Here is a 2,665-nt window from a genome sequence, read left to right as displayed (position 1 = left end):
TATTTACCTATTGAATGAATATTCAAACGAGGTGAAACCGTGATTGTTGCTATAGCAAATACAAAGGGTGGGGTTGGCAAAACGACTCTAGCAGTTCAGATTGCAATCGCTCGTGCGCGAGCTGGGCGAGACGTGTGGTTGATTGATGGCGATCGGCAAGGGACCGCAGCTGCGGCCATAGCCATAAGGTCCGAAGGGGAAACCCTACCTGGAATCGCCTGCGCACAATATCCAGATGGTCCGCAGCTGAGGGCGCAAGTGCAGCAGCAGCGCAATAAATGGGACGACATTATTATCGATGTAGGGGGTAGGGATTCAACAGCGCTCCGTGCTGCACTTACCCTGGCCGATACCCTTCTTGTCCCATTTGCGCCGCGATCATATGACGTTTGGGCGTTGGATGATATGGCCGCCCTGGTTGATGAGGCTAATAGTGTTAGGGACGGTCTTAGGGCTTTTGCTGTTCTGAACCTAGCTGATCCAGGTGAGCAATCGACCGATAATGCCGAGGCTGCCGCAGCAGTCGCGGAAGTCCCTCAATTTCAGTATTTATCAACTCCAATTCGTCGACGTAAGGCTTTTAGCAATGCATCCGGCGCAGGCTTGTCAGTGTCCGAATTGAAACCCAAGGATGCAAAAGCAATTGCTGAAATTGATAGATTAATTGAATCTATTTTGAATGTATAAAGAATATTCAAAGAAATACAGGAGAATATAGTATGGCAATACATGCAAAACCTAAAAAACCACTTAGTAAAGAAGCGGCTGCCGAAGCGTTTGTAACAGGTGCGCCTGATGCGACTGCAAAAACGGAAACATCTGTGGGCTATGATAAAGGAATCGTGAAGGGCCACAAGCGCCAAGTCAGTATTACTATTTCACCCGATTTGCTCCGTAAGATTGATGCAAAAGCTGAGGCGATGGGAACAGGGCGGTCGGCATTTATCTCAATGGCCGTGTTCAAAGCATTGCAGGAATAGTATTTATAATATATTTTGAATATTCATAGTATATTAATTAAAGGTGAATTATATGAGTAAAACTGATTCGCAGGACGACCAGATAAGCCTATATCCTGAGGCAGTTAATTCCTATGATGCCACCGGAAAATCTGAGGAAATTCTAGACCATTTGCGTTCCTGGCATCGCACATTGTCGGATCAAATTGTGGACGCCAACCGTGAGTTGGCCGGGCTGATCGCAAAGGGAAAAGGTAATACTGAAGAAGCAGAGATTATTAAGAAGCTATTGGTTAAGGTCCAGGCTCGGCGCTCCGAGGTCGAAAAGAATATTGAAGAAGAAAAAAAAGAACTTGAATATTTTCGGTCTCTGCATAAGCAGAGTAGGGTAGAGGTCGAAACGATTGATGAACCTACTGAGCAAGGGTTGATTCGGGTAAGGCATCCTAATCGAGATTTTTTCCTGGCGGACATGTTTGATTATGCATTGAAAGATGATGGTGCAAGCATGGAAGCCCCGATTTTTACTTTATCCACGAAACCTGATCTAAGCATATGGGAATGGCGAAGCAAAGACGGAAATAAATATGTCAAAGTCACTCCCTCCGTACTTGGCCGGGCTACCCAGCACGATAAAGATGTTCTGATATATGTCGTATCGCAAATGACTGAGGCTCTGAATAGGGGCCGTGAAGATGCTAAGAACCGAACAATACGGTTCACAGTACATGATTTCTTAGTTACAACTAATCGGCAAACCAGTGGCGAAGGGTACAAGCTCTTGCATCAAGCATTTGAACGCTTACGCGGTACTTCTGTTTCCACTGATATACGAACAGGCGGGACCCGAGTACGAGAAGGGTTTGGCATTATTGATCGCTGGAAAATCATCGAGAAATCACGCACTGATGAGCGAATGATAGCTGTGGAAGTGACGCTATCTGACTGGCTTTTCAATGCCGTTCAGGCATATGAAGTATTAACGATTCACCCGGATTATTTTCGCCTACGCAAGCCAATGGCTCGGCGGTTATACGAGATTGCAAGGAAGCACTGTGGACGCCAATCTCAGTGGGTAATAAGTCTACGTCTATTGCAGGAAAAAACAGGTAGCAAATCTACATTGAAAGAGTTCAGAAGTGCCATTCGCGCAATTCAGGCGGATAACAGTTTGCCCGAATATAGTTTGTTTTTGGACGAAACGAATGACCAGGTTATTTTCACTGCGCGAAATGCTGGCCAACTCTCGCAGAATTTCATCAAAGTTATGGCAAACGTGCCCGCTTGATACGTCATTTCACCCACCGCTACTTTTGCCTTGTGGATAAGTTCTAAAAACTCATGTTTTTCTGTGGATTGGTTCGTCATTTCACCCACCATTTCTGTGAATTCATTCGTCATTTCACCCACCGCCCATTCGTCATTTCACCCACCGGGGCTTTTACTAGATCACTGTTTTATAAACGAAAAAAGTCATTATTTTTGACCGTAACGCGCGCGCGCGGTTTTTAACTCTTTTTCTTTAACGCAAAAACGCGCCTAACCCTCCGGTCGCTATGCTCCCTTCGCCCTTTGCTACGCAAAGCCTTTAAATTCATGTCCCGCTAAAGCGGGAAATATGAACCCTCACCCCAACACTGAGCTAATCGCTAGATTATTCCAGGAAAACCGTAAGGCCCTGGCCGCGGGAACCGTGCCGGTTCCCC

3 protein-coding genes are annotated in these 2,665 nt (G+C 46.0%); all 3 read left to right on the top strand.

The features are described 5' to 3' along the window. Window positions 1-39 precede the first annotated feature (39 nt). Genes INT32_RS21955 through INT32_RS21945 form a run of 3 tightly spaced genes read left to right on the top strand, consistent with a single transcriptional unit; the run spans window position 40 to window position 2,247 of the window. The gene (locus INT32_RS21955) at window positions 40-687 is read left to right on the top strand and encodes an AAA family ATPase (RefSeq protein ID WP_193090799.1); all 648 of its coding nucleotides are present in this window, start codon (window positions 40-42) and stop codon (window positions 685-687) included. A gap of 32 nt (window positions 688-719) precedes the next feature. Beyond that, on the top strand, window positions 720-980 hold the full coding sequence (locus INT32_RS21950) for a ribbon-helix-helix domain-containing protein (protein WP_025374876.1): 261 nt from the start codon (window positions 720-722) through the stop codon (window positions 978-980). 52 nt (window positions 981-1,032) lie between these two features. Beyond that, entirely contained in the window at window positions 1,033-2,247 is a 1,215-nt protein-coding gene (locus INT32_RS21945) for a replication initiator protein A (protein WP_226817356.1), read from the top strand. Window positions 2,248-2,665 lie beyond the last annotated feature (418 nt).

Source organism: Advenella sp. FME57 (genome assembly GCF_014897675.1).
GTDB lineage: Bacteria > Pseudomonadota > Gammaproteobacteria > Burkholderiales > Burkholderiaceae_B > Advenella.
Note: the sequence above shows the minus strand (reverse complement) of the source record. Positions and strands in the feature narration are given on the sequence as shown.

Bases quoted from the DNA above. Each gene is read 5' to 3' on its own strand.
- INT32_RS21950 (WP_025374876.1), top strand. From the start codon at position 720: ATGGCAATACATGCAAAACCTAAAAAACCACTTAGTAAAGAAGCGGCT.
- INT32_RS21945 (WP_226817356.1), top strand. From the start codon at position 1,033: ATGAGTAAAACTGATTCGCAGGACGACCAGATAAGCCTATATCCTGAG.